Genomic DNA, 15397 nt, shown 5'->3' with positions numbered 1-15397 from the left:
AGCCCGAAAGGCTGGCACTATAGAGGCATGAATTCTTTATGGTTATGGATCGGCATAGCAATCGTTGTCATTGTGCTGATTGTCGTCTTTATTGCAATTGGCAAAAAGCGCGGTGAATCCAAGAAGGTTTCTTTTGAGAAACCCAAGGAAGAAGAGCCCAAGCAGCTAACGCAGGAGCAAAAGTCCGGCAATTACCAGGCTAAGTCGGGCTTCAACTTTGCCCCAGCGGGCTCCAAGGAACCCGAGAAGGTAGCCCAAGAAAAGCCGCAGCAGGCCCAACCGCAGCAGGCTAAGCAGGAACAGCAGCCGGAGTCCTCGGAGAAATCGGAGCAATCGGAGCCGAGCGCCACCGATATCGCCAATGCGCAGCTCAACGGCGAAGAGCCACCGGCGGCCAAGCGACCTGAACCGGCTAAGGATAAGGACGCTGCCTCCACAAAGGAGGCCAAGCAGGAAGAACCGCAGCGCCAAGAACCTGCAGCTGACGAGCAGCCGAAGAAGTCCGCAGAGCCCGCGGAATCCAAGAAACCTGCAGAAGACGGCGACGTACCCAACCAGGATAAGGACACAGGAAAAGCCGACGTCGCTGGCGATGAGGCTGAGTCCGAGTCCAAATCCGAGTCTGCTTCCACTTCGGAAGCGGAGTCCAAGCCTGCCGCGGATAAGCCTGCGGCGGATAAGACTGAAGGTAAGGGCACTGCCGGTACGGCCGCTGCCGCTGCGGCCGCAGCTGGGGGAGTCGGCTCCGCCGCTTCTGCAGCCTCTGGTGACCGCCAGGAATCCGCCGCAGATGATGCGGATAAGGAACCTGCAGATCAGGCAACTGACCAATCTGATAAGCCGGATTCCGCGCAGGCTTCCACACCTGCTTCCGGTGAGGCGGAAGCAGAGGATAAAGAAGCAAAGGGCAGCGAGCAATCCGCCCCAGCTGCAGCCGAGAAACCCGCAGCAGAAGGCACAGACGATCGGCACCGCGGCGAGCCGGACCATGAAGAAAAAGACCCAGAAGACGTTGTATCCGTCGAGGCCGCCGAGGTAGAAGACGAATCGCCGGTCTTCGATGCGGTGGTAGATGATAAAGACGCTGACCACATCGAAGAACGCGTTGATAACCGCGAGGAAGCCGAAGAAGCTGCGGCTGCCGCCGATGCACAAACGGATGCTGCAGAAGCAGCCAAAGAACAAACCCCTGTGCCTGATGGCGAACCTGCTGCGGCGGGCCAGCCCACCGAAGACATCGCTCCGGCAGGCGGCCGTCTCGGCCGGCTGCGCGGTCGCCTCTCTCGTTCCCAGAACGCCATCGGCCAGGGGCTGATGGGAATTCTTTCCGCAGGTGATCTGGACGAAGACGCTTGGGAGGAAATCGAAGATACCCTCATCATGGCGGATCTGGGCACCAAGTCCACGATGAAGGTCACCGATTCTTTGCGTGACAAGATCGCTGAGCGTGGCGTGTCGAGCGAGGAAGAGGCGCGTGCGATGCTGCGTGAATGCCTCATCGAGGCCTGCCACCCAGAAATGGATCGCTCCATTCGCGCGATGCCCAATGACGGAAAGCCCGCCATTGTCATGGTCGTGGGTGTCAACGGCACCGGTAAGACCACCACCACCGGTAAGCTCGCCCGCGTCCTCGTATCGATGGACCACAGCGTCCTGTTGGGTGCGGCAGATACCTTCCGTGCTGCGGCTGCAGACCAGCTAGAAACGTGGGGACGCCGCGTGGGCGCCGAAACCGTGCGTGGCAAGGAAGGCGCAGACCCAGCCTCCGTGGCCTTTGATGCCGTGGCCACCGGTGTGGAACAGCAGGTCGATGTCGTCTTGGTCGATACGGCCGGCCGCCTGCACACCTCGACGGACCTGATGGATCAGCTGGGCAAGGTCAAGCGCGTCGTAGAAAAGAAGACCGAGGTTGATGAGGTCCTCTTGGTTCTCGATGCCACGGTGGGCCAAAACGGCCTGGCACAGGCTCGCATTTTCCGCGAGGTCGTGGATATTTCCGGCGTGGTGCTCACCAAGCTGGATGGCACGGCGAAGGGCGGCATCGTCTTCCAAGTGCAAGAGGAATTGGGCGTTCCAGTCAAGCTTGTGGGCTTGGGTGAGGGCGCCGATGACCTTGCGCCATTCGAAGTTGAAGGATTCGTCGATGCCTTGTTAGGTGAGAAATAGGGTCTTCTCCCTCAACCGTTTTAGATAACTCCCCAGTACCTGGCTGCTCATAAAATGAAGTAGTCGCGGGTGCTGGGGAGTTTTTCGCGCCTATGTGCCTTGCAGGTATGTCCTGCGAGCATGGGGAGCCGTGGATTGCTGTGATCTGCATTGAGCTGGTGAGCAATGGTAATCTGGTAGGGCTGTATTTAGTGATTCGGTGCGAAATTCGCACCATTCCAAGACCAAGGTTCGTGAGGCAAGTATTTCGTGACGCTACTTTTTGCTGTCCTCCTCGCAGCATTGGCAGTGATCTTGGCACCGGTGACCGTAAAGGTCATGGACCGACAGGCGGGCTATCCATTAGCCGTCCTCTTTCTCATCGCAGCGGTGCTCATTGCTAAGGATTTTTCTGCCATTGCAGCGGGGGAGGAACTCAGTTTCCAAGCCACCTGGGTACGCGATTTTATTGCACCGGGGGTTGATGTAAATTTCGCTCTGCGTGGAGATGCATTGAGCATCTTCTTCGCCATGTTGGCTCTTGTCATTGGCGCTGTCGTGTTGACCTACTCGGCAGCGTATCTCCCGAAAAATGAGGGAAATACGAGCTTTTATACATTGATGACGGCGTTTACGCTGTCCATCTTGTTGCTGGTTCTGGCCAATGACGTTGTTGTCCTATTCCTCGCCTGGGAGCTTGTCTCCTTGGCTTCCTTCATGCTCATTGCGCGTTCTGGCTCCGGGGGAGAGGCGGGTTCACAGCGCACCTTAATCCTGACGTTCATCGGTGGCCTTACGCTATTGACGGCATTGGGCATCGCCGCAGTGACCACCGGTTCGACCACCATTTCTGAGATCCTCGCATCCTCGGTATGGGATGAGCGCCCCGGCGTGACCGCGAGCGTTGCCGTGCTCATCGCGGCTTCTGCTTTTACCAAGTCCGCTCAATTCCCATTCCACTTCTGGCTCCCAGAAGCCATGGCCGCCGCTACGCCTGTCTCGGCGTTCCTGCACGCCGCAGCCGTGGTCAAGGCGGGTATTTACCTGCTCATTCGCTTCTCCACGGTCTTCTACGATGTCGCGGTATGGAACTGGGTGCTCATCGTCGTCGGTATGGGCACGGCTGTTATGTCCGCGGTATTCGCGGTGCAAAAGACGGACCTGAAGAAGCTGACCGCTTATTCCACCGTGTCTCACCTGGGTTGGATTGTGGCCACCATCGGTGTCGGTACCCCGTTTGCTATTGGGGCAGCACTGGTGCACACCCTGGCACACGCGCTCTTTAAGTCCTCGCTGTTCATGCTCATCGGTGTCATTGACCATGAAGCGGGTTCGCGCGATATCCGTCGCCTTGGCCCGCTGTGGAATAAGATGCCGTGGACGTTTGGCTCTGTCGTCATCGGCGCCGCCTCCATGGCTGCGGTTCCTCCGCTGCTGGGCTTCGTGTCCAAGGAAGGCATGCTTACCGCCTTCGAGGATGCCCCCATTGGCGGCGCAGGCCAAGCAATCTTGCTTGCCGTGGCAGGTATCGGTGCGTTCTTTACCTTCACCTACTCGGCAAAGATCGTCTTCGGTGCATTCTTCGATGGGCCGCGCTCTATGGACGATGTCCACGAAGCCCCAGTTGCCCTGTGGCTTCCTGCTGCGCTACCGGGCTTTATGTCCCTCCCGCTCGTCTTCGTCCTGGGTATTTTCGATGAGCCTTTGGAGCATGCCATTGCCGCTGTGGGCATGGAAACGCATTCTCACCTTGCGGTATGGCATGGAATCAACGTGCCATTCATCATCTCGATTCTCGTGCTGGTGGCCGGTATCGCTGGTCTCTTTGCCCGCAAGAAGATGTGGCCGGCTTTCGAGGGCCGGAACTTCATGCCGCGCAGCGGCAACGAGCTCCTGCAAAGCCTGCAGGATGGCTGCGCCAAGCTCGGCCAGGTATTGGGCAAGATGTCCGATTCCCACAACCCGTCCCGGCACATCCTGCCGATTGTCATCGTGATTATCGTCCTCGCCGGTACTACCTTGTTTGGTGAGGGCGTCGACGGCGTACCGCTGCAACCGCGCGTCGATGGTCTCGATAACCCGTGGGACCTGCTGCCGTTGGGCATCATTGCCTTGTCCGTATTCGGGCTGGTTCGTACCAAGAACCGCCTCACCGGCGCCGTCATGATCGGCATCGCAGGTACCGGCGTTACCTTGCAGATGTTCCTCTTGGGTGCACCGGACGTGGCACTTACCCAGTTCATGGTGGAAGCCCTGTCCGTGGTCGTCATGATGATGGTGCTGCGTTACCTGCCGGAGACCTTCCAGCCGGTTACTGATAAATCCCGCAGGGTAGGCTCCATCGTTATCGCCGTGTTGGCCGGTATCGCTGCCTTCCTCGGCGTGTGGGGCCTGATGGGCCGCCACGAACGTTCGGACTTGGCGCTGTGGTACCTCGACGAGGCACCGGATATCACGGGTGGCGATAACGTCGTGGCCACCATCATCGTGGAATTCCGTGCACTCGATACTTTGGGCGAGCTGTCCGTGTTGGGCATGGCCGCCGTCGTTATCGCAGCCATTACCACGACGCTGCCGCGCTTCCCGTTCAGCTCGGGTACGCGCCCGGCGCCATTCGGTCAGTCGCAGCTGAACTCCGTGCCGCTGCGCAAGGGAATCAATATTGTCATTCCTTTGCTCATCATCATGTCCGTCATCGTGTTCTTCCGCGGGCACAATTCCTCCGGCGGTGGATTCCCAGCGGCGCTCATCATGGGTGCGGCTATTGGCTTGACCTACCTGTCCCGCGGCTCCGATGAAATTGTCTTCGGCCGGATGACCCCAGTTCACCTCACCGGAATTGGCATCATAACGGCGCTATTGGCAGGCTTTATTGGCTACTGGCACGACGGCTTTGGCAATGGTGGTTTCCTCACCGCCCTGCACGGTGAAGCCTTTGGCCAGCACTGGACGACGTCCCTCATCTTCGACCTCGGTATTTACCTGGCCGTGTTGGGCATGCTCACGATGGCCATCAACGCCTTGGGCGGCTACCTCAGGCCAGGTACCGAGCGGGACTTCCTGCCGTGGATTCATGACGATGACTCGGCCCTGCCGGCCACGCCGCGCATCGCCGTTGAGGATGCGGACGATCCGTATCCAGACCCAATCAACCCGTCGACGGATCCGCTCGCTTTGCTGAGCCCCAAAGAGGCAAAGACAAAGACAAAGCAACGTCGCCGTTCTAACGCCAACCGAGGAGGGGAGAAGTAATGATTCTCGCGTTAACTATCGCCATCCTCATCGGTGGCGCCGTCTATCTCATTCAGCAACGCGGCTTGGTCCGCATTGTGTTGGGCATGATGGCATTCGGCCACGGTGCCAACCTGACCTTGTTGGCCACTGGCGTGTACTCCTACCGAGGCGAAGCCTTTCCCTCAGAGGTACCCCACGATCAAATGGCCGATCCGCTACCGCAGGCATTCGTTCTGACGGCCGTTGTTATCTCCATGGCAACCTCGACCATCTTGTTGACCATGGCCGCGATGGGTAAAAACGATGACACCGATGTGGTGGAACCCGTCGATGACAACACCATCGATCACGCATTTTCTACCTTGGGCCGCGATGCCCAGAACCGTGCGATTTTGGAAGAATCCGCGAATGAGCTCGATCGCATTGGCCGGGTAGACCACGACACTCCCGTGGCTGAGCGCGGGGTAAATAGGAAGAAGGAGGATGAAAAATAATGGCTGATGTTGTAGCCCAACTTCTTCCACTTTTCCCGGGCATTCCGCTCATTGCCGCGGCTCTTGCCTTGCTGGCGCCGTGGCGCGCCGTCCGCGATGCGATCATGCTCATCATTCCCGGGGTCGGTGTCTTCGCCGGCCTGGGACTGTTGATCTACACCATGAACAATGGGGTAGTGGCGCATACCGTGGGCCTCTACGTAGGCAATGTGGGTATTCCGCTCGTTGCGGACGCCTTCTCCGCGCTGATGATCATCACCACGATGATCGTGGCCTTTGGTGCTAACTGGTTCGCCATCGTGGGCGGGGAGACGAAATCTCGTTACTATCCGTCGCTCACCCTGATCCTTATTACTGGTGTGTGCGGTGCGCTGCTGACCGCTGACCTCTTTAACTTCTTCGTGTTCATTGAGGTCATGCTGCTGCCGTCGTACGGCCTTATCACCATGTCGGGCACGTGGTCGCGCTTGGCGGCAGGACGCGCGTTCGTCCTCGTTAACCTTTTTGCCTCCACGCTGCTGGTGGTTGGTGTCGGTTATATCTATTCCGTCACCGGCTCGGTTAACCTGGCTGCCCTGCAGGGGGCCGCTGCCGGCAACGGCCCGGTCACCGTCGCCGCGGGCATTATCCTTATTGCGATTACCGCCAAGGCCGGTGTCTTCCCGGTGCAGTCTTGGCTACCGCGTACCTATCCAGGCACGTCGGCCGCGGTGATGGGCCTTTTCTCCGGCCTGCACACGAAGGTCGCCGTCTACATGCTCTACCGGCTGTACGTGCAGCTTTTCGATCTTGAGCAGCGGTGGAACGTCCTTATCATCGTCCTCATGCTGATCTCGATGATGATCGGTGCCTTTGGTGGTCTGACCGAAAAGACGATTCGCCGCGTGCTGGGTTACCAGATGCTCAACGGCATGCCGTTCATCTTGGTGATGCTGGCCTTTACTTCGGAGGATCCGAGCCGCGCCCTGGCCGCCGGTATCATGTACACGATTCACCACATGGTGACCGTTGGCTCGTTGATCCTGGCATCCGGTGCTATCGAAGAGACCTACGGCACGGGTGATTTGACCAAGCTATCCGGCCTCGCGCGCCGCGATACCATCATCGCCTGGATTTTTGCCGCCGGTGCCTTCTCCGTGGTGGGCTTCCCGCCATTCTCCGGCATGTGGGGCAAGCTCATGATCGTTTTCGAGGTCGCCCGCAACGGCGGCGCTTGGGCCTGGATTGCGATTGCCGCCATCATCATCGCTTCCTTCGCCGCATTCTTGGCGATGTTGCGCGTCTGGCGCGAAGCCTTCTGGGGACACGATTTGCCCTCGGACAAGGTTCCAGATGAGCTCATCATCCGCAAGAAGCTGATGGCGCCTTCCGCAGCGCTCATCTTGGTCTCGCTGGGCATGTTCATTTTCTCCGGCGTGGTTATTGATGCGGTGGAAACCGCAGCCGAGCAACTGCTGGACACGACGGCTTATACTGACACCATCTTGGGCGATGATTCAGCCGCACTACCTAATATCGATGACATTCAGGAGGGCCGATAAATGCATGCCGTAGCTTATGCACTCTGGCTCATCAAGGAGATTTTCGTTGCTGGGTTCACCCTGGCGATGTCAGCATTTAAGCCCGATAACGAATACCACCCGGTGATCATCCGGTATCCACTGCGCGTTACCAGCGCCTGGGAGATTTTCTGGTTCACCTCTTCCATTACCGCAACCCCTGGCACGCTGTCCTTGGGACTCCGCGAACCTCCGCGGAAGGGCTTGCCCCGCATCGTGCTAGTACAGGCGGTGCAGGGTTCCGATCCTGCGGCGATTGTGGCTGACTTGGCCGATATGGAAGAGCATTTGGCACCGCGCGTTAAGAGCATCGACTATGGCGTTCCTGGGCAAGGGGATACTACGGAGCTTGATGAGGCTTTCTACGAATTCCCCTTGGATACCCTGGGCCGCTATATGCGCTCGCCGGATCTCGCGCGGGCGGAGGACACTCCGCTTTCGGAGAGCCAGGCGGACGTCGAAAAGCCCAAGCACCTCGCCCGGAAAATTCAACGCAGGAAGGAGACCGACCGATGATTGATTTTGCAACATTGTCCCCATTCGGTTGGGTTGTACTAGTGTGCGTGTTCATCATGGGCGGGGCCGCTTGGTGCGGGGTGCTATTAGCGCTGCGCACCCGCGATGAACTCACCCGCGCGGTGATGTCAGACATCGTCTTTTACGGCATGATCTGCATGTACCTCGGCTGGTCAATGATCAACAATGCCCCCTTGGCCTATGACATTGCCCTGATTGGCGCCATCGCGGCCGGTATTTTGCCGACCTTGTCTATGGCACGCATTATTTCGAAAGGTCGGCGATAAGTCATGGCTGTTTACGAGATTATTGCTTCGATCTTGCTTATTGTCGCCACCATCCTCGTGGTGGCAACCGTGGTCTCCTTGTGGCGCGCGCCGGATGCCTTGACCCGTGCCAACCTGATGGGCCCGACCGTGGGTTTGGCGGTGCCGCTTATTATCGTCGCCAAGCTCGTGGTGGATTTTGGCCAAGATGGCTTTTCTTTGGGCCTTCTTATCAAAGGCCTCATCGCCTGCTTCGGCGTGTGGATTATCGGCTCGGTGGGCTCGTTCTACCTGGGCCGTTCCATCTATGGCGTTGCGGTTACTGACGTCAAGCACGCCAAACACAATAATGAGAAAATCCAGACCGTCTATGCAGATGAAGACGAAATCTAGGGTTATTCTTTCCTCATGAGTAACGCGGGTGCGTACCTTCTCCAAGGAGGGGGTGCGGCCCGCGCTTCTTTTGCGCTGCCGTAGTGCTTAGCGCAGCGGGGAGCCAGCCGTAACTTGCCGATTGCCACCTTAATTCGGGCACATTCGGAAGTTGGGCGGGGCTAGACTGGAACGCAGCATATCCGCGCCAGGTTTGGCCGCTGAATTTTACTTTTCTTCAGGAGGATTAAATGAAACTTATTACCGCCATTGTGAAGCCGTTTACTCTGCCGGATATCCGGGAGGCATTAAAACAGCAGGATGTGCACGGCCTGACCGTGACCGAAAGCCAGGGCTTTGGGCAGCAGAGCGGGCACAGCGAGGTTTACCGCGGTGCCGAGTACGCCACGGACTTTGTGCCCAAGGTGAAGCTGGAGGTTTTGACCGCTGATGACCAAGTGGAAGACCTCATTGATGCCATCGTGGATGCCGCTTATACCGGCAAGATTGGCGATGGCAAGATTTGGATTACCCCGGTAGAAGACGTCATCCGCATCCGCACCGGGGAGCGCGGCGAGACCGCCCTTTAAGCACACATGGTGGCAGCATCCGCTCTTCGCAGCGAGGCTTATGCAGCGGCGGTGCGCATACTCCAGGGTTTGGACCTGCCGCCGCACACGGCGCTAGCAGCAACCGGCTCTGTGGCCCGGCAGGAGATGACTCCCTATTCCGATATTGATGTCATCCTGATTTTCCCGGAGGACCACGAGCCAGACCCCAGCCAGGTAGAAAAATTGTGGTACCCGGTGTGGGATGCCAAGTATCGGTTGGACTTTGCCCTGCGTACCCCGCAGGAGTGCGCGGAGATTGCCCTGCAGGATGCCTCGGCTGGCTTCGCTCAATTGGATCTGACGTATATCGCAGGCGATAAGCCGCTTGTCGATGACGCCCGTCAGCGCCTCCTGCACGCGTGGCGGCGGCAGCTGCAGCGGGGCTTTGATAGCTTCGTGGATATCGCCATTGCCCGGTGGAACCGCTCCGGCGCCGTCGCCACCATGACCAACCCAGACTTAAAAAACGGGCGTGGGGGATTGCGCGATATTCAGCTCCTGCGCGCTTTAGCCCTGGGCAACCTATGTGATCTGCCCGCGCTGGAGGAAGAGCGGCGGCTGCTACTCGATGCCCGGACCCTGCTGCACGTCAAGGCTCGCCGCCACCGCGATATTTTGGATCCGGACTTTGCCGCAGATGTTGCTGATGAATTGGGCTTTAGCAGCCGCTATGAGCTCACCGCGGCGTTGGTTACTGCGGCCTCTGCGGTCGACGAGGCGGTAGAGCGTAGCTTGGCCACAGCCCGCGGCGTTTTGGGTAGCCGCAGCGCTGGTCCGGCGCAGGGGCGAGACCGCGTGCGACGTCCCCTCGACGTGGACGTCGTGGCCGATGGCGCCGTTATCTCCCTGGCCCGCACACCCAATTGTGAAGATCCATGGTTATTGACCCGCGTTGCGGCGGCCGCGGCGCGGACGGGCTATTCCGTCTCGGCGGCGACGTGGCGAGCACTGCAAGAGCTGCCGCCCCTGCCGGAGCGATGGCCGCGGGCGGCCGTCGATGACTTTTTCGCCATCTTGTCCTCGCCGGCCCATACCCCACGGGTGATTGCAGAATTGGATCGCTATGGGCTGTGGGAGCGTTTAGTCCCCGAATGGGGCCATGTGCGCGGATTACTGCCCAGAGAACGCAGCCACATGCATTCAGTGGACTACCACCTCGTCGCCACCGTCACGCGCTGCGCTGAGGTGCGGACCTCGGTGGCCCGCCCAGATCTCCTCCTCTTGGCTGCGTTGTACCACGATTTGGGCAAGGGCCATGACCGCCCGCACGAGCAGGTAGGGGCAGAGCTGGTGGCGCGGCAGGCCGCGCGCATGCGGTTTAATCTTGCAGATATATCTCGCGTGCAAACCGTGGTGGCAGAGCATACGAGCCTGGCGCGATTGGCGGCGACGATGGATCCGCGCTCGGATGCCGCGCGCGATGCCCTATTAAACGCCTGCCATTATGACCAATTGACCATTTCGCTGCTTGCGACCTTATCCAAGGCGGATGCCTTATCGACGGGCCCTGGCGTGTGGTCTGCTCGCACCGCACAGGCGCAGGCCCTTATCGTCGCTCGCGCTTTGGAAGCGAATAAGCCTCGCATAGTCACCCGCCCTTTAGTTCGCGTTCCGCAGGACGAGCATGGAGTAGGGCTTGCGGTTGATTGGCAGGAGGAAGTGGTCACAGTGACTTGGTCCGGCGCCAATAAGGCAGAGTTTAAGCGCATTTTTGCGCTGATTTCCGCCTTGGGGTGGACGATTGTGCGGGCCAATTTCGTACAAGGTGATGCTGGTAGCTATCAGGCGGAGTTTGTCATCCGTACCGTGCAAAAGACGCTCACAGAGGCCGCGGAACCGGATAGGTTTATCCAGTCCTATAATTCGCGTACGTACACAGAGCTTCCCGATATCGTAGGTGAGCCCACGACGGCGGCGTTTAACGTGGGCGGAATCTTAGAGATTCGCACCGTGGAGAGAATAGGTGCATTGGGTTATTTGGTGGAGTCATTGCCGGAGTTTATGTGGCTGCGCCATGAGATCCTGGGTGCCACGATGATTGTGCACGTTTTCTTTGGCGCTTCGGTTTCTCGCGCCCAGGTGGTGGGGAATGTGACCAGGGCCCTGGCTAGGGACTAAGATTGAATAATTGAACTTTAGATCGATCTAATTTAAGGGAGCGCATCCGTAGTGTTTGACTCACTATCAGACCGCCTACAGTCAGCCCTGGCGGGCCTGCGCGGCAAGGGCAAATTAACTGAGGCGGATATCAACGCCACGACTCGTGAGATTCGATTGGCATTGCTGGAAGCTGACGTTTCTCTGACGGTGGTGCGCGGGTTTATCAAGCGCATCAAGGAACGCGCCCGCGGCGCGGAAGTCTCTGAGGCGCTCAACCCCGCCCAACAGGTGGTCAAGATCGTCAATGAGGAACTCATTGAGATCCTTGGCGGCGAAACCCGCCGGTTGAACCTGGCCAAGAATCCTCCGACCGTCATCATGCTGGCCGGTCTGCAGGGTGCTGGTAAAACCACCCTGGCCGGTAAATTGGCCAAGCACCTCACGAAGCAGGGGCACACCCCCATGCTCGTGGCCTGTGACTTGCAGCGCCCAGGCGCTGTGCAGCAGCTGCAGATCGTCGGCGAGCGCGCGGAGGTCCCGACCTTCGCCCCGGACCCAGGTACCTCCCTGGATTCCAATGACCACGAGATGGGTACCTCGCACGGGGACCCGGTGGACGTCGCCAAGCGCGGTATTGCTGAGGCAAAGCAGAAGCAGCACGATGTGGTCATCATCGATACCGCCGGCCGGCTGGGCATCGATGAAACCCTGATGACGCAGGCGCGCAATATCCGCGATGCCGTCAACCCGGATGAAGTCCTCTTCGTCATCGACTCCATGATTGGTCAGGACGCCGTGCAAACGGCGGAGGCCTTCCGCGATGGCGTGGACTTTACCGGCGTGGTTCTCACGAAGCTGGATGGTGACGCCCGCGGTGGTGCAGCGCTGTCCATTCGTGAGGTGACCGGCAAACCGATTTTGTATGCCTCTACCGGTGAGAAGCTCGATGATTTCGATGTCTTCCACCCAGAGCGCATGTCCAGCCGCATCCTGGGCATGGGTGACCTGCTCTCCCTGATTGAGCAGGCGGAAGCCACCTTGGATCACCAGAAGGCCGAGGAAGCAGCCTCTAAGCTGGGCTCTGGCGAGCTGACGCTGAATGACTTCCTTGATCAGATGCTCATGATCCGCAAGATGGGTCCGATTGGCAACCTGCTGAAGATGATGCCTGGCGGCAAGCAGATGAATGAGATGGCCGCGATGGTGGATGAAAAGCAGCTGGACCGCATCCAGGCGATCATCCGCGGTATGACTCCAGAAGAACGCGAGAATCCCAAGATTTTGAACGCGTCGCGCCGCAAGCGCATCGCCAATGGTTCCGGTGTGAGCGTGTCCGAGGTCAACCAGCTCATCGAGCGCTTCAACCAGGCCAAGAAGATGATGTCCAAGATGGCCGGCCAATTTGGCATGGGCGGTGGCGGTCGCTCTGCCACCAAGAAGAAGCCCAAGGGCCGCAAGGGCAAAAACGGCAAGCGCAAGAAGGGCAAGGGCGGCGGTGGCAACCGCGGCCCCAAGATGCCGGGCGGTATGCCGGGCATGGGCGGCGGTATGCCATCGATGGAAGAGCTACAGCAGCTGCAGCAGCAGATGGGTGGTGCCGGCGGTGCCGGTGGCCTTGGCGGTGGAAAGATCCCCGGCATGCCCAAGATGCCGAAAGGCATGGAGAATATCGACCTCGATAACCTCAACTTTGGCAAGGGCAAGAAGTAGCCGCGCAGAGTCATAAATAAAAGGTGGCCCATTACTTCGCAGGTAATGGGCCACCTTTGTGCGTGCCATCGCGGGGGAGCGTTTACACCGGATCGTTTTCCGGGGTATTGGGATACGGCACTGGGTTGGCGCGCCGCGTGCCACCGGTGGTGGGGGCAGCCGGCGATTCCTCTAACGCTGCCTCCGCCTCTTCGGGGGAGATTTCTGGCGCCTCTTGCTGGACCTTTTCGCCGTTCAAGAAGGGCGTAAGGGCTTCTCGGATCATCGGTATCGCGGAATCCGCGAAGGCATTGGTGATGTGGTGCATATCGCGGTAGACCATGGTGTTGCCAATGACCACCGGGCAATCGCCATTGGCGTCGCAGAACCACGGCGCGGTATCGAGGGACAGCATGTTCTCATACTGCGATAGGACTACAGCACCTGGATCATAAGGTTGGTAGACCTGCTCGAATCGCATGCCACAGCCCACAGCATCCTCGTTGGCTACGTAGCACTCATCGAATTCGCGCGGCTCCCCGTCTTCATCGAATCCCCACGGGTTATCGCGGAAGCCCAGGAAGGGGATATCGCGCTTGGATAGTTCTTCCCAGAAGGCTTGGTAACCGGCGGGCACCGCATCGGGGCCATGCCCATATTCGTTTTGCGGGCGGGTGGTATTGGAAATAACCAGCGCTGGGTGGGCCTCGGCAATGCGGTCCATGACCAGCTCGCCCCACTCGGCGCACTCGGGGCTGACCGTGACGTCATCGCCAAGCTCGATTGGGCAGCCTTGGCGCAGGAGGGGGACGAGCTTAAAGCCCATCTCGCGGCCCAAGTGGTCGAGGGCGGAGGAGTATTGCTCCGCGTGGGATCCTCCCACCAAATAGACTTCTTTTTCGGAATTGGTATCGCCGAAAATGCACGGCGTCTTGCCGTCCCTGCGCGTTTCAAAGAAGAAATCGGCGGGCTGGCTATCGGGAACAAAGCACCAGTTTGCGGCGACCGGCGGCTGGATGCCCCCGGCCACGATGGGATCAGGTTTGATCTCTACGCCATCTGGTGGAGTGATGTCATTAATGAACGTGGTGGCGCCCGGATATTGCTTGGGGTTGAGAATCTCCGCATCGGCGATATTCAGCGTGCGCAGCCACAGCGGCTGAATGAGAAGCAGTGCGGTGACACAGCTGGCGACCACGACACCGCCGATGGCCCGACCGGCCCCGGCACGGGTGGACAGGCCGGAGATTGCCTTGTGGGCTGGAAGGTCCTCTGCCAAGGGGCGCTTGCGGTGCTGGCGCAAGGGGCGCTCGATGAAGCGGTGCGTGGCATCGGCAAGCAGCAGGGAGATGGCAATGATAATGATGCCCAGCCACCACGACGGGGTCTGCTGACCCAAGTACGAGGTGGACAAAATGAGCAGCGGCCAGTGCCAGAGGTATAGCGGATAGGCGACATCGCCTAGCCAACGCGCCTTTCCAGAAGCCATGGCCTTGGAGATCTTGCCGCCACCGCCCAAGATGATGAGCACGGCGCCGCCCAGAGGCAATAGCGATAGCGGACCTGGATAGGCGGTGGTCTCTGCGATGATGGCGCCGGTAAAGACCAACATGAAAAGGCCGAGGCCGGTAAATAGGTCATAAAAACGGGCCGGAATCTTCCAGGCGGAGCCGTAAATAGCAAGTACCGCGCCGAGGGTCAGCTCCCAGGCGCGCGACCACGTGGAGTAGTAGTTCTCCGGCGTTCCGTGCAGCCCATGGCGCGAGGCATAGGCAAAGGAAGCGATGGTCACCACGATGAGAATGGGACCGGCAATCTGGTTGACCGTGGGGAAGCGGCTGGTACGCAGCGAGGACTCCTGCGGGCGCAGCTTCATTATCGCGGCCAGGATGAGGGCGAAGGCGATACCCATCAGGTAGAACTGGCCCTGCACGGACATCGACCACATATGCTGCAGCGGGGAAGTATCGGCGGCGGCCGCCGTGTAGTCGGCGTTTTGGCGCGCCAACTCCCAGTTCTGGTAGTACAGCATGGTTGCCGTGATTTGCTGGGTAAATTCAGTGCGCATGAGCTGCGGGGTGAAAAGGCGCACCAAGATATACGTCACACCGATGACTAAAACGAGGCTTGGCACCAAGCGGCGCAACGTGCGCCAGATTGGCCACCAGGGGTTCAAAGATGCGTTGGGCTTGCCGGCATAGCGCAGCTGCGAGCCTAAGAAGAAGTAACCGGAAAGCAGTAAGAAGACATCCACGCCGCCAGAGACACGACCGACAAAGACGTGGTAGATAACTACGAGGCCAATTGCGATACCGCGCAGACCGTCGAGGTCATAGCGATATCGAAAGTTGCGTGGGGAATCTGTTGTCATAAAACGTCATTTCGTGCGCTTGTCCATGGGAGGCACAAAC

The 15397-nt window shown here is 59.1% G+C and carries 11 protein-coding genes; 10 read left to right on the top strand and 1 reads right to left on the bottom strand.

Annotated features, from left to right (window positions below):
* Positions 1-27: 27 nt before the first annotated feature.
* From ftsY to ffh, 10 genes are all read left to right on the top strand, one after another.
* Positions 28-2166, top strand: coding sequence for a signal recognition particle-docking protein FtsY (ftsY, locus tag CACC_RS07700; protein WP_005278599.1), 2139 nt, complete (start codon positions 28-30; stop codon positions 2164-2166).
* Between the two features lie 249 nt (positions 2167-2415).
* Positions 2416-5397 carry a DUF4040 family protein gene (locus tag CACC_RS07695; protein ID WP_005278601.1) on the top strand — a complete coding sequence of 994 codons (2982 nt, stop codon included), beginning with the start codon at positions 2416-2418 and terminating at the stop codon, positions 5395-5397.
* A complete protein-coding gene (locus CACC_RS07690; protein WP_005278605.1) occupies positions 5397-5873 on the top strand; it encodes a sodium:proton antiporter in 477 nt (158 codons plus the stop codon). The genes CACC_RS07695 and CACC_RS07690 overlap by 1 nt, the downstream gene beginning before the upstream one ends.
* Positions 5873-7414, top strand: coding sequence for a monovalent cation/H+ antiporter subunit D family protein (locus CACC_RS07685; protein WP_005278607.1), 1542 nt, complete (start codon positions 5873-5875; stop codon positions 7412-7414). The genes CACC_RS07690 and CACC_RS07685 overlap by 1 nt, the downstream gene beginning before the upstream one ends.
* Positions 7415-7948 (top strand): monovalent cation/H+ antiporter subunit E, encoded by a 534-nt coding sequence (locus CACC_RS07680; RefSeq protein ID WP_005278609.1) that lies wholly within the window; start codon positions 7415-7417, stop codon positions 7946-7948. It abuts the gene before it with no gap.
* Positions 7945-8235 (top strand): cation:proton antiporter, encoded by a 291-nt coding sequence (locus CACC_RS07675; RefSeq protein ID WP_005278611.1) that lies wholly within the window; start codon positions 7945-7947, stop codon positions 8233-8235. The genes CACC_RS07680 and CACC_RS07675 overlap by 4 nt, the downstream gene beginning before the upstream one ends.
* Before the next feature lie 3 nt (positions 8236-8238).
* Complete coding sequence (locus CACC_RS07670) at positions 8239-8607, top strand: Na+/H+ antiporter subunit G (protein ID WP_005278614.1); 369 nt, start codon at positions 8239-8241, stop codon at positions 8605-8607.
* Between the two features lie 230 nt (positions 8608-8837).
* Positions 8838-9176 (top strand): P-II family nitrogen regulator, encoded by a 339-nt coding sequence (locus CACC_RS07665; protein ID WP_005278617.1) that lies wholly within the window; start codon positions 8838-8840, stop codon positions 9174-9176.
* Between the two features lie 6 nt (positions 9177-9182).
* Positions 9183-11315: a [protein-PII] uridylyltransferase gene (locus CACC_RS07660; RefSeq protein ID WP_005278620.1), complete on the top strand. Its 2133-nt coding sequence runs from the start codon at positions 9183-9185 to the stop codon at positions 11313-11315.
* 51 nt (positions 11316-11366) lie between these two features.
* Positions 11367-13007 carry a signal recognition particle protein gene (ffh, locus tag CACC_RS07655; protein ID WP_005278622.1) on the top strand — a complete coding sequence of 547 codons (1641 nt, stop codon included), beginning with the start codon at positions 11367-11369 and terminating at the stop codon, positions 13005-13007.
* Positions 13008-13089: 82 nt separating this feature from the next.
* On the opposite strand, the gene CACC_RS07650 is transcribed toward ffh, so the two are convergent.
* The gene (locus tag CACC_RS07650; protein ID WP_005278625.1) at positions 13090-15357 is read right to left on the bottom strand and encodes an acyltransferase family protein; all 2268 of its coding nucleotides are present in this window, start codon (positions 15355-15357) and stop codon (positions 13090-13092) included.
* Positions 15358-15397: the final 40 nt, after the last annotated feature.

It is taken from the genome of Corynebacterium accolens, from assembly GCF_023520795.1.
GTDB lineage: Bacteria > Actinomycetota > Actinomycetes > Mycobacteriales > Mycobacteriaceae > Corynebacterium > Corynebacterium accolens.
Note: the sequence above shows the minus strand (reverse complement) of the source record. Positions and strands in the feature narration are given on the sequence as shown.

What these genes read in the sequence shown, in the direction of transcription:
- CACC_RS07680 (WP_005278609.1), top strand. Translation starts at nt 7,415, where the DNA reads ATGCATGCCGTAGCTTATGCACTCTGGCTCATCAAGGAGATTTTCGTT.
- CACC_RS07690 (WP_005278605.1), top strand. Translation starts at nt 5,397, where the DNA reads ATGATTCTCGCGTTAACTATCGCCATCCTCATCGGTGGCGCCGTCTAT.
- CACC_RS07665 (WP_005278617.1), top strand. Translation starts at nt 8,838, where the DNA reads ATGAAACTTATTACCGCCATTGTGAAGCCGTTTACTCTGCCGGATATC.
- CACC_RS07660 (WP_005278620.1), top strand. Translation starts at nt 9,183, where the DNA reads ATGGTGGCAGCATCCGCTCTTCGCAGCGAGGCTTATGCAGCGGCGGTG.
- CACC_RS07650 (WP_005278625.1), bottom strand. Translation starts at nt 15,357, where the DNA reads ATGACAACAGATTCCCCACGCAACTTTCGATATCGCTATGACCTCGAC.
- CACC_RS07685 (WP_005278607.1), top strand. Translation starts at nt 5,873, where the DNA reads ATGGCTGATGTTGTAGCCCAACTTCTTCCACTTTTCCCGGGCATTCCG.
- CACC_RS07670 (WP_005278614.1), top strand. Translation starts at nt 8,239, where the DNA reads ATGGCTGTTTACGAGATTATTGCTTCGATCTTGCTTATTGTCGCCACC.
- CACC_RS07675 (WP_005278611.1), top strand. Translation starts at nt 7,945, where the DNA reads ATGATTGATTTTGCAACATTGTCCCCATTCGGTTGGGTTGTACTAGTG.
- ftsY (WP_005278599.1), top strand. Translation starts at nt 28, where the DNA reads ATGAATTCTTTATGGTTATGGATCGGCATAGCAATCGTTGTCATTGTG.